Origin of the sequence: Weissella paramesenteroides, from assembly GCF_036327715.1 — a bacterium.
Lineage (GTDB): Bacteria > Bacillota > Bacilli > Lactobacillales > Lactobacillaceae > Weissella > Weissella paramesenteroides.
In genome coordinates, this window is sequence record NZ_CP130559.1 from 1,166,830 (window position 1) to 1,182,995 (window position 16,166).

Sequence of the window (16,166 nt, forward strand, 5' to 3'; positions counted from 1 at the left end):
TAAGCACATTCCTAATATCAATAAATATCCTGATTTCATACCGTTACCAACGGCTCTAATTTTGCAAATGTCTTTTCACCAATACCATTAACTTGTTGTAAATCAGAGATTGTTTTAAAGCCACCCATTGTTTCACGTTGCTTAATAATGTCCTGTGCACGTTTTTCACCAATTCCTGGCAAATTCTGCAAAGTGGCACTGTCAGCAGTATTTAGATTAATTTTATCATTCGAATTATCTTGGTCGCTGGCTTGCCCAATATGTTGTTCGTTATGAACTGGGTTTCCTGGTAAAGGATACGCTTCTGGTACCTGTTCATTTTCCACTGGAACATAGAGTACTTGACCATTATTTAATGTTGCTGCCAAATTTATTCGAACATTATCAACATTTGGTAGCGGCCCACCAGCACTTCGTAATACTTCTGCAACGATTGGTTCTTTGGCAAAATAATAAACCCCTGGCCGATAGACGGCACCCTTTACATCAATCACAACTTTTTTTGATTGTTTATCATGCAACATTTTTTTGGACTTTTTACTTTTTTTTGCTATATTTTGATGAGCTGAAATTGTCGTGATATCTTTCGATGACATACTAGAACTACTCTGGGAAACTTGCCACCATATTAAAAAACTGATTCCCACAACCATTAAAACACTACTAAAACATATTTGATGTCGATAACGATAATACATTGCTTTAATTTGAATCATTTTCTACCCCTTTTAATAATAAAGACGCAGAATTAACTAGAGCGTACAAAAAAAGATTGAAAACAAAAATGTTTTCAATCATCATGCTTGCAATATTAGCGTAATTTTGGATCATTGAAGATTGTATTCATAACTTCCTCAACCATCGTAAATTCTTCATCTGTTTCAATCGGCTGCAACATACCTTCTTCAGCGTCTTTTTCATAAATAAATGGTAAAACACCAATTTCTTCAGTTTCAGCTTCATCAACTGGCTCTAAAATGATGTATGACCGTTGAAAATCCTCTGAGTCGAATGAAAAAAGCTCTTGAAATTCATGTTCTTGACCATCTGAGTCTGTCAAAATAAAAATTTCCGCATTATCCATTTAATTTCTCCCTAATTAAAATAACTGCTGGGGACATGAGTAACGGTTATTAAATATTGGAAAGGTCATCAACCCACCAATTTAATTTCGGTAGATTGATGACCTTTAACTAATTTTCTTGCTCATCTAAAAATTGATTTAGATGTTCCTCGACCATTGCCCATTCTGCATCATCTTCAATTGGTGTTAGTCCACCTTCTGTTGCAATCTGTGTTTCCTCTGGGTCAAAGATATAAGCTAACATCTCAACTTCTTCATCCTCACCAGATCCAGCTGGGTAAAGAATAATATAAGACTTACCATACTCTTCAGATTTGAAAGTAAATAATACTTCAAATAATTGTTCATCACCATTATCGTCAACTAATGTAATAATGTCTTGTTCTTCATCCATTTTTTTACCTCTTACTTTACCAACGATCCTTTTCGGTCCAAATAATTTTGCAAAATTAAACCTGCTGCCAATTTATCGATAACTTTTTTACGTTTCTTACGAGATGTATCAGCTTCTTCAATCAGCATACGTTCAGCTTCAACTGTCGTTAAGCGTTCATCTTGAAAATCAATTGGTAGACCAAAAGTCTCCTTCAATAACTCACCATAAGCACGTGAAGCATCAACACGAGGTCCAGAAGTATTGTTCATATTCTTGGGTAATCCCAGAACAAATCCAATTGGCTCATACTTAGCTACGAGTTCTTTCATTCGGTCGATACCAAATTCCTTCTCATCTTCATTTATTGGAATAATTTCTACGCCTTGTGCGGTCCAACCTAATTGATCAGAAACAGCAACACCGACTGTGCGCGAACCTACATCCAAACCTAGAATACGTCCCATATCATTTGACCTCTTCCTACGTTGCTTGATGACATTATTTTGCTAAATAATCCGTTACTAATGCCTCAATAATTTCATCCCGTTCAAATTTACGAATTAAATTACGCGCATCATTAACACGTGGAATATATGCTGGATCGTTTGAAATTAAATAACCAACAATTTGATTAATTGGATTATATCCCTTTGATTCTAATGCTGCATAAACTACTTCCAACATTTTTCGGACATCATGTGATTCATTATTACCAAATTTAAATACTGCTGTATTATCCAATGAACTCATTGTACCCAAACCTCCCTTTAAGGTTTTCTATTAATAATAACTAACTTCTTATTTTTCTTGTAACCAGTCAGCTGCTTGCTTAAAGGCGTCTGCGATACCAGCTGGATTCTTTCCACCAGCTTGAGCCATATCAGGACGGCCACCACCACCACCACCAATTGCTGGTGCGATTGACTTTACAAGATCTCCTGCTTTAATACCCTTTTTAACTGCTTCTGGGGCAACTGCAACCAATAGATTAACCTTCTCACCTAAATTAGCAGCCAAAACTAATACATCAGATGGTGTACTTTGCTTCCACGTATCAGCGGTTGAACGCAATACATCCATTGATTCAACTGCCATTTCTGTAGCAATTAGTGTATAATTATTAATTTTTTGAGGATTTGCAAACGCAGCATCAGCTTCTTGATTAGCCAATTTCTGCTCAAGAGAAGCAGCTTGACGTTCTGCCTCTTTAAGTGCTGTTTGCAATCCAGAAATTTTATCATTAATCTCTGAAAGCTGTGGGGCTTTTACTTGTTCTGCTGCTTTAGCCAACCAGCTATCATGCAATTTGAACAATGCCATGGCTCCAGATCCAGTAACTGCCTCAATACGACGAACGCCAGCTCCTGTACCTTGTTCACCAACTATTTTAAACATCCCCAACTCAGCAGTTGAATTAGCATGTGTTCCACCATCAAATTCAGCATTGTAATCACCAATAGAAACAACACGAACTTTTTCACCATATTTTTCAGTGAAGACGGCAACTGCTCCTAGCTTCTTTGCTGATTCAATATCCGTTTCAATCCAAGAAATTGGTAAATTATCAATTATCTTTTGATTGATAATATCCTCAACTTCTTGCAACTTTTCACTTGGCACTGCACCATTATACGTGAAATCATATCGCAAACCTTCTGCAGTTACAAGTGAACCAGCTTGGGTCGTATGCTCTCCAAGAACATTTCGCAAAGTTTGATCTAGCAAATGAGTTGCTGTATGATTTTTCGATACTGCAACATGGTATGGACGGTCAACATCAAGCTTGTATTGCTTGCCAACGAAAAGCGGTGCAATAATTGACAAAGTATGCAAATGTTGGCCATTTGGTGCATTTTGCACATCAGTTACTTTGGCAACTGCTTGACCAGATTCATCATAAATCATACCAAGATCAGCTACCTGCCCACCCATTTCAGCATAGAAAGGTGTCTTTGCAAATATTGCCTGTACTTGGCCAGCATTAGCTTCTTCGACCAATTTATTATCAACAATCAAATTAACTAACTCAGTTTGTTCAACAGTTAATTCAGACCAACCAACATATTGAGATGGCGTCTTTAGGCCAGTCAATAACTCATTTTGAACACCCATTGATGCTTTGTTTGAACGTGCTGAACGAGCACGTTCTTGTTGGGCCTTCATTTGCTCATCAAAGCCATCACGATCAACCTTTAAGCCTTCATCAGTTGCATATTCTTCAGTTAGTTCATATGGGAATCCATAAGTATCATATAACTTAAAGGCAATTGCACCGTCAATAATTCCCTTTTTACTCTTAGCCTGCTCAATCACGTCATCTAATAGTGATAATCCATCAGTTAATGTTTTATTAAAGCGAATTTCTTCAGCTTCAACAATGGAAGCAATATAGTCAGCATTCTTGGCAATTTCAGGATAATAAGAAATCATAATTTCACCAACTACAGGAACCAAATCCTTTAAAAATACTTGGCTAATACCTAATTTACGACCATGTAAAACAGCACGACGTAATAGGCGACGAATGATGTACCCACGTCCCTCATTTGAAGGCAATGCACCATCTCCAATGGCAAAAGTTACGGCACGAATATGATCGGCAATGACCTTGAATGAAATATCTTTCGTATCATCTTCACCATATTTAAATTGTCCTGAAATATCCTCAGTTTTATGAATAAGTGGTAAAAATAAATCAGTTTCAAAGTTAGTTTTCGCATGCTGGAATACAGAAACCACACGCTCCAATCCCATACCAGTATCAATGTTTTTTGTTGGTAATTCAGGATAATCTTTATTATCTGTTAATCCAGGCAAGTGATTAAACTGTGAGAACACTAGATTCCAGATTTCCAAGTAGCGCTCGTTCTCACCCCCTGGATAATTTTCTGCTTCATCAGGATCATTGAATTCTTCACCCCGATCATAGAAAATTTCAGAATCAGGTCCTGAGGGGCCTTCACCAATATCCCAAAAATTATCTGGTTCTTCATAAAGATGATCTTTAGGCAGACCAACTTTATGCAACCAAATATCTTTTGCTTGATCATCGTTTGGATACACAGTTACATACAATTTATCTGGATCCATGCCAAACCATTCTGGACTTGTTAATAACTCCCAAGCCCATGGAATTGCTTCCTCTTTGAAATAATCACCAATTGAAAAATTACCCATCATTTCAAATAAGGTATGATGACGAGCCGTATGTCCGACATTTTCAATATCATTTGTTCGAATTGATTTTTGTGCATTTGTAATTCGATGGTTTTCAGGAACAACCGAACCATCAAAATACTTTTTCAAAGTTGCAACACCAGAATTAATCCAAAGAAGAGTTGGGTCATTTTGTGGAATCAATGATTGTGATGGTTCAATTTTATGTCCTTTACTTTCAAAGAAACGCAAGAATAAGCTACGAACCTCAGCCGATGATAATTCTTTCATCTTTAATGTAAGCCTCATTTCAAAAAAATATTAAATAAAAACAGACAATCATTGCAATAACAGAGACGCAAATACGCGGTACCACTCCGATTGCAATGATTGTCTGTATCATTACCTCTTTAATCGCTAATATCGCTAGCACGCGGTTCGCTTTCGCAAACAATTTTAATTAGGTAGCGTCAGATGACCCTTAGCGCTGCTCTCATCAACCGCAACGTTTCTGTATGCTCTAAGAAATAATCTGACATGTCCTTGTGGGTATTATATCATATCCATTACTGTTTTTCTTACTTTTTACAACTTGAAATAATTTTGTAAATTTAAAATAACAAATTATTTGTCATGGGCGCGTTTTTTTGCTTTCTTTGCTGCACGTAACGTCTCACGTTCAGCAACCCGCTTCTTATATTTTGCGTCTCGGGCAATATTGTTTTTAATTTGACGTTTATAACCTGGTTTTACTCGCTTTTTCTTCTTCTTCACCATACCAATCATTGTTGGATCTAATTTGGCTGTAGTTTTGGTCCGCTGACGACGGCGACGACGATCATATCCAGACTGTAGTTCACCATGGGCATATGTCATTGGCTCAAATTTCACGCCCATATTTTCAACCATCTGTACGCGATCTTCTTCATCTGGATTATAAATTGTGATAGCCGTTCCAGACATACCATTTCTACCCGTTCGTCCAACTCGATGAATGAAGAACTCTAATTCCGTTGGGATACCATCATTAATAATAAGTGACACGCCTGGAATATCAATTCCTCTAGCAGCCAAATCGGTTGCAACAACATATTGATAATCTAAATGTTGAATTTGTTGCATTGTGCGCTTACGTTCACGAGGTTGGATACCACCATGTATTTCAGCCACTTTTAGACCACGACTACGCAAACTTTTAGTTAACTCACGTGCTCGCGTTTTCGTATTTGTAAAAACTAATGCTAAATAGGGATTACCCATCGTCAATAAGTTATAAACTAACGTATCTTTCGTCTCACCCTTTGTTCCAACCAAAATATTTTTAATGGTTGGTGCAATGACTGTCTCAGATGGAATTTCCTCAATTACCGGGTTTGATAAATACTTTTTTAAGAAGGGTTGTAGCTTTTGTGGAATTGTTGCTGAAAAGACCAGCATTTTCAAATCTTCAGGCATTGCACTAGCGATAGCATCAACATCTGGTAGAAAACCTAAATCAAGTGTCATATCTGCTTCATCCACAACTAGTGTGGTTGCGGTATGAATATCTAATTCACCAGCCTGATATAAGTCCTTGATTCGTCCAGGTGTTCCAATAACAACTTGTGGCTGTTTATTCTGTAATTGATGAATCTGACGACTTTTATCCATTCCACCAACATATAAACTGATTCTTGGTTGAGTATCTTCAGTAAAAGTACTTGCTAATTGCTTTGCTGCTTCATAAATTTGTTGCGCCAATTCGCGAGAGGGTGTCGTAATGACTGCCTGAACCTTTTGATTTGTCGCATCATATTGCTGGAAGATTGGCACCAAGAAGGTGTGTGTCTTACCTGAACCTGTTTGTGATTGTCCAACGACAGAACGTCCCTGCAAGATAACTGGAATCAGTCTTGATTGAACAGTCGTTGGTTGTTTAAAATGTATTGCCGTCAAAGCTTCATATATCTCTGGACGTAAATTGTAATCAGTAAATTTCGCCATTATTTTTCTGCTTGCTCCTTTAATAAATTATCTGTCTCATTAATGATGTCATTGATCTCATCAATATTTTTTGCTCTTGCACCAGCTGCAAATTCATGGCCACCGCCACCGTGTCTCTTTGCAATTTCGTTAATAATTACTTGTCGTGACCGTAATCTCACTCTGAAGTAGCCGTCTTCTTGTTGTTCAAACACTGCCCACGCTTTGACAGTATTTACTTTACCCAGTAAGGGTACAATAAATGCCGTACCAAAATCACCTAGTTTAAAATTCTCAACAATTTCATTAGTTAAAATAATATAGTTAAAACCATATTGTGTTGTTACCATGTTTTCATATACAAAACCTGATGCTTTAGCGGCTGGTAGTGAAATAGTATCCATTTGCTGATTAATCTTCACCCAATCAAAATTAAATTTCATTAATTCAGAAACAATGTTCATTGTATCGGAAGTAGTCCCGTATAAAAAGCGACCCGTATCACCAACTATTCCTGAGTATAAAAATGCAGCACCTTTATCAGATAGTTTTAATTCGTTAGAAAATTCTTGATAAAATGAAAAAATCATTGCTGAAGTTGATGACGCATTCTCTATGACCCAAGTATAATCACCATAGGGCTCATCATTAGGGTGATGATCTATTTTCACCAATACTTTTCCGTATTCAAAACGGCGGTCATCAACTCGTGGTGAATTTGCTGTATCTGTTACAATAACTAACGCATCATCGTATAAACTATTAGGGATTTTTTCCATTTGTCCCATCCAAGCCATACTTGGTACAGATTTACCAACAACATGCACTTTTTTTTCAGGAAATGATGTTTTTATCAGCTCTGCTAATCCAAACTGTGATCCAAAAGCATCTGGATCAGGCCGTTGATGACGATGAATAATAATTGTATGTGCAGCTTTTATTTGCGCTAATATTGCTGTTTGCGCTGTCATAAGTAAGTCTCTATTCTATTAAAAATTTTTATTAACTAATAATCGTATTAACGATAAATTTGAAATGACAATATATGTAAGTATATCAGAAAAATCATATGAGTTCCTACTTATATAGAGGTAACACAACATTTTCAAAAGATAATGCTGCTAAATTTGTCATTGTTAACCCAAGTAGACGAATTGCATGATGATAGCCACCAAGTTCATCTAAAATATCTTGAGCGGCATGATAAATTTCATCTTCATCATTTGGAAAAAAATCAAGTCTTGTTGCGCGATGAGTTGCAGTTTGAAACTCATTATCACGAATTTTTAAAACCAATGTTTTACCATGCAATTGTGATTTAATGAGTGAGGCGGTTAACTTAGCAGCTAAATCCTTTAATTCATCCATTATTGCTTGCTCTGTATCTAAAAACGGACCATACGTTCTTTCTTTACTTATTGATTTACGCTCTCTTTGCCAAACAACTGGGCGATCATCAACACCCCTAATTCGTTCATAGAAGATATATCCACTTTTTCCAAATTCATCCGCAAGTTTATTCTGTGTTGTATCATACAAATCTTTGCCATTACGGATGCCCAAGGAAATCATTTTTTCAGCAGTCTTAGCTCCCACCCCTCGCATTTCATTAATCGGTAAGGTATCTAAAAATGATCGAATATCTTCTGGGTTAATAGTTGTCAGTCCACTTGGCTTATTATGTTCTGAGGCTAATTTTGCCAAGAATTTATTAAAAGAAATGCCCACCGAACTTGTCAACTCAAGTTCCTCATAAATGATTTGCTGCAATTCATGCGCTAATTGTATCGCATTATTTATATTTGGTATGTTCTCAGTAACATCTAAATAGGCCTCATCAAAGGCAACTGGTTCAACCTTATTCGTATAGCGCTTAAATATTTGGTGCAGTTGTTGAGAAACACCACGATATTTGGCAAAATTGGGTGTGACAAAAACTGCTTGTGGTGCAAGTTTTAGCGCCTCAGCAGCACTCATAGCTGAATGAACGCCTAAATTACGAGCTAAATAATTTGCGGTTGCAACCACTCCACGACCACCAGTTTTTCGAGGATCATTAGCTAAAATCAAAGGTATAGATTTGTATTCAGGGTTATCACGCATCTCAATTTGTGCGTAAAAGGCATCCATATCAATATGTAAAATTTTTCTATCAGTATTCAAATGAATAGGTATTTCTAGAAAATTAGACATCATATCCCCCTCTTTACATGATAAGCTTACTTATTTTTATCATAAGACATCATTCTATAATTACATAGAAAAAAGCCTAGAATATGGGTAATTATTATAGACTGAAAAAGTCATCAATCTACCAATTTAAAATTGATGGATTGATGACCCTAAATGTGTGCCAAAAAACTGAAGTCTTTCTGTAATCACAATTAACTTTCACACGTCTTTTATGCCACTTTCAGTTTTCAACAGCTATATTTTACAGATTATTTTTCTTCACTCTTTGATTCATCGTTTGATGCATCAACATCAGTGTTTTCTGATTGCTTTTCAGTAGTTGCCTCAGATTCTGATGTTTCAGGTGTTTCTGTTAGTTCTTCTGTAGTCACTGGTGCATTGGCTTCCTTAACAACCTGACGAATTGCTGATAATTCAAACACCAAGATAACACCTTCTGCATCTAAATCAAAAGTACGTGCTTCTTTGTTAACTGCAGCAATAGTACCGTGCAATCCACCAATGGTGATTACTTCAGCACCAGGTTGCACGTCATTAATCATTGCTTGACGCTTCTTTTGTGCCTTTTGTTGTGGACGAATCATAATAAAGTACATTGCGGCGATAAATACAACTAAAATAAGTATATTTGCGTTCATAATAAATTTAAACTCCTTAAGTATATTGACTAATTTTAAAATAATCTGGCATTTGGTTCAAAATAACCGTACTTACGTAGCGTTTCTTCTCTAAACTCAAGTAGACGGTCTTCAGCGATTGCCTGACGCATATCTTCCATTAATTTTAACAAATAACGTAAATTGTGAACGGAAGCAATTGTTTGACCATATAATTCATTTGTCTTGAAAAGATGATGTAAGTAAGCCTTCGTAAAGTGCTGTGATCCATAATCTTCAGTTTCAGGATCAATTAATGAAAAATCATCTTTATATTTTGCATTCTTTATCACCACTCGACCATTTGAAGTCATTAGTGTTCCCTTACGACCGATACGAGTAGGCAATACACAGTCAAACATATCAATACCACGAATTGCTGCATCAATTAATGAATCTGGAGCAGCCACACCCATTAAGTATCGCGGTTTATTCTCTGGTAAAAATGGTACTGTGAAATCAAGTACACGGTTCATCTCCGGCTTTGACTCTCCAACTGACAAACCACCAATAGCATATCCAGGCAAGTCTAATGAAACTAAATCTTGAGCTGATTGCTTTCGCAATTCTTTGAAACCTGCTCCCTGGACAATACCAAATAGTGCCTGATCTTGCTCACGCTTATGTGCTTTTTGAGCTCGCTCTGCCCATCTAGATGTTCGTTCAACTGAATTTTTAACATAGTCATATGTTTCAAAATATGGAATTGCTTCGTCTAGTTGCATCATAACGTCTGAACCAAGGTTATTCTGAATCCTCATAGCAACTTCTGGAGACAGGAACATCTCATCACCATTTAAGTGATTTCTAAAAGTAACCCCTTCTTCAGTAATATGGTTATGGTCTGATAATGACCAGACTTGAAAGCCACCTGAATCAGTCAATATTGGGCCATCCCAATTCATAAATTTATGCAATCCACCAGCTTGAGCAATCAATTCGTCTCCTGGTCTTAACCATAAATGATATGTATTTGATAAAATGAATTGTGATTTAATTTCTTTTAATTCACGTGGGGACACACCTTTTACGGTTGCTTGTGTACCAACGGGCATAAACATTGGGGTCATAACTTCCCCATGTGGTGTCGTAATTTTTCCCAATCGCGCACCGGTATGTTTTTCGACATGAAGTAATTCATACTTCACTGCGTAATCCGACATATCACATTTCCTTTCACTTCTATATAAACAAACTAGTATACATTATATCAGAAACACGGGTTCCATAACGCTTAGATTTATATTTTGTCTACTTATTTTATTTTTAAAATAAAAAAGCTACCAATAATTTGGTAACTTTCTATAAAAATATGTATTCAATCTTCATTATGGACGTTACAGGGATCGAACCTGTGACCCCCTGCTTGTAAGGCAGGTGCTCTCCCAGCTGAGCTAAACGTCCATTATAATGCATCGCGATGTCCTATCCTCGCAGGAGGCGATCCTCCAACTACTTTTGGCGCTACTGAGCTTAACTACTGTGTTCGGTATGGGAACAGGTGTGACCTCAGTGCCATCATCACGACACGTTTTTTTATTGAGTGAACTTAGTTCCCTCAAAACTGAATCATAATTGCTATTTTTTGCCTTACACCACTTGCTACTTGGTTAAGTCCTCGAACCATTAGTACTAGTCCGCTCCATGCGTCACCGCACGTCCACTTCTAGCCTATCTACCTCATCATCTCTGAGGGGTCTTACTTCATTGCTGAATGGGAAATCTCATCTCGAGGCGAGTTTCACACTTAGATGCTTTCAGCGTTTATCTCATCCGTACATAGCTACTCAGCGATGCTCCTGGCGGAACAACTGATACACCAGTGGTACGTCCACCCCGGTCCTCTCGTACTAAGGGCAGCTCCTCTCAAATTTCCTACGCCCGCGACGGATAGGGACCGAACTGTCTCACGACGTTCTGAACCCAGCTCGCGTACCGCTTTAATGGGCGAACAGCCCAACCCTTGGGACCGACTACAGCCCCAGGATGCGATGAGCCGACATCGAGGTGCCAAACCTCCCCGTCGATGTGGACTCTTGGGGGAGATAAGCCTGTTATCCCCAGGGTAGCTTTTGTCCGTTGAGCGATGGCCCTTCCATGCGGAACCACCGGATCACTAAGCCCTACTTTCGTACCTGCTCGACTGGTAAGTCTCACAGTCAAGCTCCCTTGTGCCTTTACACTCTGCGAATGATTTCCAACCATTCTGAGGGAACCTTTGGGCGCCTCCGTTACCTTTTAGGAGGCGACCGCCCCAGTCAAACTGCCTGCCAGACACTGTCTTCCACCACGCTGAGTGGTGTGAGTTAGAGTGTTCATACAACGAGGGTAGTATCCCACGTTTGCCTCCATCGAAACTAGCGTCCCGATTTCTACGGCTCCTACCTATGCTGTACAAGCTGCACAAACACTCAATATCAAGCTACAGTAAAGCTCCATGGGGTCTTTCCGTCCTGTCGCGGGTAACCCGCATCTTCACGGGTCTTTAAATTTCACCGAGTCTCTCGTTGAGACAGCGCCCAGATCGTTACGCCTTTCGTGCGGGTCGGAACTTACCCGACAAGGAATTTCGCTACCTTAGGACCGTTATAGTTACGGCCGCCGTTTACTGGGGCTTCAATTCGTACCTTCGCCGAAGCTAAGCACTCCTTTTAACCTTCCAGCACCGGGCAGGCGTCAGCCCCTATACGTCATCTTACGATTTTGCAGAAACCTGTGTTTTTGATAAACAGTCGCCTGGGCCTATTCACTGCGGCTCAGCTTGCGCTGAGCACCCCTTCTCCCGAAGTTACGGAGTCATTTTGCCGAGTTCCTTAACGAGAGTTCACTCGCTCACCTTAGGATGCTCTCCTCGACTACCTGTGTCGGTTTGCGGTACGGGCAGGTAAACACTAACTAGAAGCTTTTCTCGGCAGCGTGACATCACAGACTTCCCTACTTTATTTCGGTCCCCATCACAACTTGTCCGTATAAGTGCAAGCATTTGACTCACACTAAGACTTGTTGCTTGGCCCAGCATTTCCAGCCGCTGGGTTCTGTTAGCCTTCTGCGTCCCTCCATCGTTCAAACATGTTCACCTGGTACAGGAATCTCAACCTGTTAGCCATCGACTACGCCTTTCGGCCTCGCCTTAGGTCCCGACTAACCCTGGGAGGACGAGCCTTCCCCAGGAAACCTTAGTCATACGGTGGACAGGATTCTCACCTGTCTTTCGCTACTCATACCGGCATTCTCACTTCTAAGCGCTCCACCAGTCCTCACGGTCTGACTTCATTGCCCTTAGAACGCTCTCCTATCGCGCCACTGATGTGGCACCCGTAGTTTCGGTGGTGTGTTTAGCCCCGGTACATTTTCGGCGCAGAATCACTCGACTAGTGAGCTATTACGCACTCTTTAAATGGTGGCTGCTTCTGAGCCAACATCCTAGTTGTCTATGCAACTTCACATCCTTTTCCACTTAACACACACTTAGGGACCTTAACTGACGATCTGGGCTGTTCCCCTTTCGACAATGGATCTTATCACTCACTGTCTGACTCCCGGACATACGTGATTGGCATTCGGAGTTTATCTTAATTTAGTAACCCGAGATGGGCCCCGCACCAAAACAGTGCTCTACCTCCAACACGCTATCTTCCGAGGCTAGCCCTAAAGCTATTTCGGAGAGAACCAGCTATCTCCAAGTTCGATTGGAATTTCACCGCTACCCACACCTCATCCCAACATTTTTCAACATGTACGGGTTCGGGCCTCCAGTGCGTTTTACCGCACCTTCACCCTGGACATGGGTAGGTCACCTGGTTTCGGGTCTACAACAACATACTAAAACGCCCATTTCAGACTCGCTTTCGCTACGGCTCCGGTCTTTCCACCTTAACCTTGCATGGTATCGTAACTCGCCGGTTCATTCTACAAAAGGCACGCTATCACCCATTAACGGGCTCTAACTTGTTGTAGGCACATGGTTTCAGGAACTTTTTCACTCCCCTTCCGGGGTGCTTTTCACCTTTCCCTCACGGTACTGGTTCACTATCGGTCACTAGGGAGTATTTAGCCTTACGAGATGGTCCTCGCAGTTTCCGACCGGATTTCACGTGTCCGGCCGTACTCAGGATCCTACACGGGAGTTTGCTTACTTTCGCATACGGGGCTATCACCCTGTTTCGCTCAGCTTCCCAGCTGATTCTGCTAATAAACAAATTTGTAACTCCACAACGGTAGTCCTACAACCCCAGAGTGCAAGCACTCTGGTTTGGGCTCCTCCGCGTTCGCTCGCCGCTACTGACGGAATCGATTTTTCTTTCTTCTCCTGTTGCTAATGAGATGTTTCAGTTCACAACGTCTACCTTCGTTTAACTATGTATTCATTAAATGATAACTTGCATCACAAGTTGGGTTCCCCCATTCGGAAATCCCCGGATCACAGCTTACTTACAGCTTCCCGAGGCATATCGGTGTTAGTCCCGTCCTTCATCGGCTCCTAGTGCCAAGGCATTCACCATGCGCCCTTAATAACTTAACCGATCAACTATCGTTGATGATTTCGTTTGAGTATTGTGACTCAATGGTCACAAGCGATTTTAAACTTATTTAAAAAACTCAAAAAATTACGCGGTGTATTTTTTCGGCTCAATTTAATTGATATGATCAATTATAATGAATTTAAAAATTTACAATTATGATTCAGTTTTCAAAGAACTAATTAACAACCAGATGGTTGTTATGGAGAATATCGGGTTCGAACCGATGACCCCCTGCTTGCAAAGCAGGTGCTCTCCCAGCTGAGCTAATTCCCCATGTTTGAATGTTAACCACTCAAAACTAAATATCGTTTCGTTGAATGTGTAGGTTTCCGATTTTCCTTAGAAAGGAGGTGATCCAGCCGCAGGTTCTCCTACGGCTACCTTGTTACGACTTCACCCTAATCATCTGTCCCACCTTAGACGGCTGGCTCCTAAAAGGTTACCCCACCGGCTTTGGGTGTTACAAACTCTCATGGTGTGACGGGCGGTGTGTACAAGACCCGGGAACGTATTCACCGCGGCGTGCTGATCCGCGATTACTAGCGATTCCGACTTCATGTAGGCGAGTTGCAGCCTACAATCCGAACTGAGACATACTTTAAGAGATTAGCGCACCCTCGCGGGTTGGCGACTCGTTGTATATGCCATTGTAGCACGTGTGTAGCCCAGGTCATAAGGGGCATGATGATTTGACGTCATCCCCACCTTCCTCCGGTTTGTCACCGGCAGTCTCACTAGAGTGCCCAACTGAATGCTGGCAACTAATAATAAGGGTTGCGCTCGTTGCGGGACTTAACCCAACATCTCACGACACGAGCTGACGACAACCATGCACCACCTGTCACCTTGTCCCCGAAGGGAACGTCCTATTTCTAGGATTAGCAAGGGATGTCAAGACCTGGTAAGGTTCTTCGCGTTGCTTCGAATTAAACCACATGCTCCACCGCTTGTGCGGGTCCCCGTCAATTCCTTTGAGTTTCAACCTTGCGGTCGTACTCCCCAGGCGGAGTGCTTAATGCGTTAGCTGCGACACTCAAGGGCGGAAACCCTCGAACATCTAGCACTCATCGTTTACGGTGTGGACTACCAGGGTATCTAATCCTGTTTGCTACCCACACTTTCGAGCCTCAACGTCAGTTACAGTCCAGAAAGCCGCCTTCGCCACTGGTGTTCTTCCATATATCTACGCATTTCACCGCTACACATGGAGTTCCACTTTCCTCTACTGCACTCAAGTCATCCAGTTTCCAAAGCCATTCCTCAGTTGAGCTGAGGGCTTTCACTTCAGACTTAAATAACCGTCTGCGCTCGCTTTACGCCCAATAAATCCGGATAACGCTTGGAACATACGTATTACCGCGGCTGCTGGCACGTATTTAGCCGTTCCTTTCTGGTAAGATACCGTCACACACTGAACAGTTACTCTCAGTGCCGTTCTTCTCTTATAACAGTGTTTTACGAGCCGAAACCCTTCATCACACACGCGGCGTTGCTCCATCAGGCTTGCGCCCATTGTGGAAGATTCCCTACTGCTGCCTCCCGTAGGAGTATGGGCCGTGTCTCAGTCCCATTGTGGCCGATCAGTCTCTCAACTCGGCTATGCATCATTGCCTTGGTAAGCCATTACCTTACCAACTAGCTAATGCACCGCGGGTCCATCTCTTAGTGATAGCAGAACCATCTTTCAACCAACAACCATGCGGTTGTTGGTATTATACGGTATTAGCACTTGTTTCCAAATGTTATCCCCTGCTAAGAGGTAGGTTACCCACGTGTTACTCACCCGTTCGCCACTCTTTGTCAGATAAAATCACTTCAGAGCAAGCTCGTCAGATCAATTAAAGACAAAGCGTTCGACTTGCATGTATTAGGCACGCCGCCAGCGTTCATCCTGAGCCAGGATCAAACTCTCATTTTAAAAGTTTGAGTATAACTCAATTTTGTTATTTGTTTAACAGAAGTTAAACGAATTTATTAGCGAATTGACTTCGCAAATGTTTTTGTATCAAGTAAATTACTTGATGACCCTACACATTTGTTTCATCGAAACGATATTCAGTTTTCAATGATCAACTTAACATCATTAATGATGTTAAGCGGACGACGGGAATCGAACCCGCATTCCCAGCTTGGAAGGCTGGAGCACTAGCCATTGTACTACATCCGCAAAGTGTTTCTCTGTATCAACAACAATATATATAATACACACTTGTTCT

General features: G+C 40.6%; 11 protein-coding genes, 3 tRNA genes and 3 rRNA genes. All 17 read right to left on the bottom strand.

Annotated elements, in window-relative coordinates:
• Positions 1–35 precede the first annotated feature (35 nt).
• Entirely contained in the window at positions 36–716 is a 681-nt protein-coding gene (locus tag QRX23_RS05705; protein ID WP_330154977.1) for a ComEA family DNA-binding protein, read from the bottom strand.
• Between the two features lie 95 nt (positions 717–811).
• Positions 812–1,084, bottom strand: coding sequence for a DUF1292 domain-containing protein (locus QRX23_RS05710; protein WP_330154978.1), 273 nt, complete (start codon positions 1,082–1,084; stop codon positions 812–814).
• Between the two features lie 109 nt (positions 1,085–1,193).
• The gene (locus tag QRX23_RS05715) at positions 1,194–1,478 is read right to left on the bottom strand and encodes a DUF1292 domain-containing protein (protein ID WP_002828999.1); all 285 of its coding nucleotides are present in this window, start codon (positions 1,476–1,478) and stop codon (positions 1,194–1,196) included.
• Positions 1,479–1,489: 11 nt separating this feature from the next.
• The gene (ruvX, locus tag QRX23_RS05720; protein WP_002829000.1) at positions 1,490–1,924 is read right to left on the bottom strand and encodes a Holliday junction resolvase RuvX; all 435 of its coding nucleotides are present in this window, start codon (positions 1,922–1,924) and stop codon (positions 1,490–1,492) included.
• A 34-nt stretch (positions 1,925–1,958) separates the two neighbouring features.
• The gene (locus QRX23_RS05725) at positions 1,959–2,210 is read right to left on the bottom strand and encodes an IreB family regulatory phosphoprotein (protein WP_002829001.1); all 252 of its coding nucleotides are present in this window, start codon (positions 2,208–2,210) and stop codon (positions 1,959–1,961) included.
• Positions 2,211–2,258: 48 nt separating this feature from the next.
• Positions 2,259–4,907, bottom strand: a complete 2,649-nt coding sequence (alaS, locus tag QRX23_RS05730) for an alanine--tRNA ligase (RefSeq protein ID WP_150191051.1) — start codon at positions 4,905–4,907, stop codon at positions 2,259–2,261.
• Positions 4,908–5,240: 333 nt separating this feature from the next.
• Entirely contained in the window at positions 5,241–6,599 is a 1,359-nt protein-coding gene (locus QRX23_RS05735; protein WP_330154979.1) for a DEAD/DEAH box helicase, read from the bottom strand.
• Positions 6,599–7,549, bottom strand: a complete 951-nt coding sequence (locus QRX23_RS05740; RefSeq protein ID WP_150191053.1) for a DHH family phosphoesterase — start codon at positions 7,547–7,549, stop codon at positions 6,599–6,601. Before QRX23_RS05740 ends, QRX23_RS05735 begins: the two co-directional genes overlap by 1 nt.
• Before the next feature lie 106 nt (positions 7,550–7,655).
• Positions 7,656–8,774 carry a DNA polymerase IV gene (dinB, locus tag QRX23_RS05745; protein ID WP_456294457.1) on the bottom strand — a complete coding sequence of 373 codons (1,119 nt, stop codon included), beginning with the start codon at positions 8,772–8,774 and terminating at the stop codon, positions 7,656–7,658.
• Between the two features lie 245 nt (positions 8,775–9,019).
• A complete protein-coding gene (gene yajC, locus QRX23_RS05750; protein ID WP_330154981.1) occupies positions 9,020–9,409 on the bottom strand; it encodes a preprotein translocase subunit YajC in 390 nt (129 codons plus the stop codon).
• 35 nt (positions 9,410–9,444) lie between these two features.
• The gene (gene tgt / locus QRX23_RS05755) at positions 9,445–10,590 is read right to left on the bottom strand and encodes a tRNA guanosine(34) transglycosylase Tgt (RefSeq protein ID WP_277361755.1); all 1,146 of its coding nucleotides are present in this window, start codon (positions 10,588–10,590) and stop codon (positions 9,445–9,447) included.
• 168 nt (positions 10,591–10,758) lie between these two features.
• Positions 10,759–10,831 (bottom strand) — tRNA-Val (locus QRX23_RS05760).
• An 8-nt stretch (positions 10,832–10,839) separates the two neighbouring features.
• A 5S ribosomal RNA gene (gene rrf, locus QRX23_RS05765) occupies positions 10,840–10,956 on the bottom strand.
• A 77-nt stretch (positions 10,957–11,033) separates the two neighbouring features.
• Positions 11,034–13,949: ribosomal RNA gene (locus QRX23_RS05770) — 23S ribosomal RNA — on the bottom strand.
• A 201-nt stretch (positions 13,950–14,150) separates the two neighbouring features.
• A tRNA-Ala gene (locus QRX23_RS05775) sits at positions 14,151–14,223 on the bottom strand.
• Between the two features lie 70 nt (positions 14,224–14,293).
• A 16S ribosomal RNA gene (locus QRX23_RS05780) occupies positions 14,294–15,868 on the bottom strand.
• Together the 16S, 23S and 5S rRNA genes with 3 tRNA genes alongside form the textbook arrangement of a ribosomal RNA operon.
• Positions 15,869–16,045: 177 nt before the next feature.
• A tRNA-Gly gene (locus QRX23_RS05785) sits at positions 16,046–16,117 on the bottom strand.
• Between the last annotated feature and the right edge of the window lie 49 nt (positions 16,118–16,166).